This window comes from Nocardia sp. NPDC060220, from assembly GCF_042727815.1.
Taxonomy (GTDB): Bacteria; Actinomycetota; Actinomycetes; order Mycobacteriales; family Mycobacteriaceae; genus Nocardia.
The window spans coordinates 1-1927 of the sequence record NZ_JBHWZY010001105.1 but is presented as its reverse complement, the minus strand read 5'-3'; the positions used below and the strand labels follow the sequence as shown (position 1 = coordinate 1927).

Genomic DNA, 1927 nt, shown 5'->3' with positions numbered 1-1927 from the left:
GCCCTGAGCCTTCAGCAGGGCGACGAGGTCGGCGGCGGCCACCGCGGCCGAGATGCCGTCCTTGTCGCGGACCTTGGCGGGGTCGACGCAGTGCCCGATGGCCTCCTCGTAGGCGTAGACGAGTCCGTCGCCCGCCCTGGCCAGCCATTTGAAGCCGGTGAGGGTCTCGGCGTAGCGGGCCGAGCGCGCGGCGGCCAGCTTCGACAGCAGGCGTGAGGACACGATGGTCGTGGCGACCAGCGGGTCGGTGGGGTGCGTGCGCAGCACGTAGTCGGCCAGCAGTACACCGGTTTCGTCGCCGCGCAGCATGTGCCAACCATCCGGGCCGGGCACTCCGAGCGCGCACCGATCGGCATCGGGATCGAGGGCGATCGCCACGTCGGCATCGACCCGCTCGGCCAGCGCGAGCAACAGATCGGCGGCGCCCGGCTCTTCCGGATTGGGGAAGGAGACGGTGGGGAAGTCGGGGTCGGGGGCGAACTGCTCCTCGACCACCCGCACATCGGTGAACCCGGCCGCGGCCAGTGCGCGCACCGCGAGTTCACCGCCGACCCCGTGCAGCGCGGTCAGCGCGATCCGCACATCCGCCCGTTCGCCGGGACCGCCGAGCAGCCGGGGCAATTCCGCGACCCGCTCGAGATAGCGATCGACCAGATCGGCACCGGAGGTCGAAACAGCTTCCCGTGCAACAGGTTCGACAACCGCCTCGATGCGCTTCTCGATCTCGCTGTCGGCGGGCGCGATCAATTGCGACCCGCCGTCGAGGTACACCTTGTAACCGTTGTCGGCAGGCGGATTGTGCGAGGCGGTGATCTGCACCCCCGCTACCGCACCCAGCTCACGCACCGCGAACGCCACCACCGGAGTCGGCACCGGGTCCGGCAGCACCGTGACGGGAAAGCCTGCGGCAGTGAAGATCTCAGCGGTCGCCGTGGCGAACTCCGCCGACCCGTGCCGCGCGTCCCGCCCGACCACCACGGCCCCACCGCCGAGGCAACGTTCGCGCAGCCAGTCGGCCAGCCCGGCGGTGGCCCGTGACACCGTCGTCACGTTCATCCCGTCCGGGCCCTCACGCAACGGTCCACGCAGGCCGGCGGTCCCGAAGCGCAGCATCTACACGCGCTCCAGAATGCCGCGCAGCAGCTTGCCCAGCCGGGGCGCCGCGGCTTGCCCCTCGGCCAGCACCTCCGCGTGCGAAAGATGTTCGCCGGTAACGCCCGCGGCCAGATTGGTGACCAGCGAGATGCCGAGCACCTTAGCGCCCAGTGAACGCGCCTCGATCGCCTCGAGCACCGTCGACATACCGACCAGGTCGGCGCCGATGGTCGCGAGCATGCGGATCTCGGCAGGCGTCTCGTACTGCGGACCGATGAGCCCGGCGTACACACCCTCGGTCAGACTCGGGTCGATTTCCCGTGTCAGCGCCCGCAATTCGGGATCCCAGGCATCGACCAGGTCGACGAATCGCGCGCCTAGCAGCGGGGTGCGCGCGGTGAGGTTGATGTGGTCGGCGATCAGCACCGGCTCACCCACCCGCAGGCCCGCCCTGAGCCCACCCGCGGCATTGGTGAGCAGCACGATCTCGGCGCCCGCCGCGATCGCCGCGGTCACCGGGTGCACCACCTGCTGCGGTGTGTAGCCCTCGTACAGGTGCTGGCGGCCCATCAGCAGCAGCACGTTGTTGTCGTTCACGGTGACCGAATGCACCGTGCCGCCGTGCCCCTGCGCACTGGGTTTGCCGAAGCCGGGTAACTCCGTCATGGGGATCGAGGCGCGCGGCGCGCCGATCTCGGCTGCTGCCTCCTGCCACCCCGATCCCAGCACCACGGCCACGCGATGACGCGGCACTCCCGTACGTTCGGCAATCGCCGCAGCGGCCTGTTCGGCAGTCATGGGCTGAGTTTATTGGAGCGCTGGCGCGCTCGAG

At 70.2% G+C, this 1927-nt stretch carries 2 protein-coding genes; both read right to left on the bottom strand.

What is annotated here, in order from left to right; genetic code table 11:
- On the bottom strand, nucleotides 1–1113 hold a 1113-nt coding region (locus ACFWF3_RS34140; protein ID WP_379318147.1), incomplete at its 3' end, for a phospho-sugar mutase.
- Complete coding sequence (locus tag ACFWF3_RS34135) at nucleotides 1114–1893, bottom strand: purine-nucleoside phosphorylase (protein WP_379318145.1); 780 nt, start codon at nucleotides 1891–1893, stop codon at nucleotides 1114–1116.
- Between the last annotated feature and the right edge of the window lie 34 nt (nucleotides 1894–1927).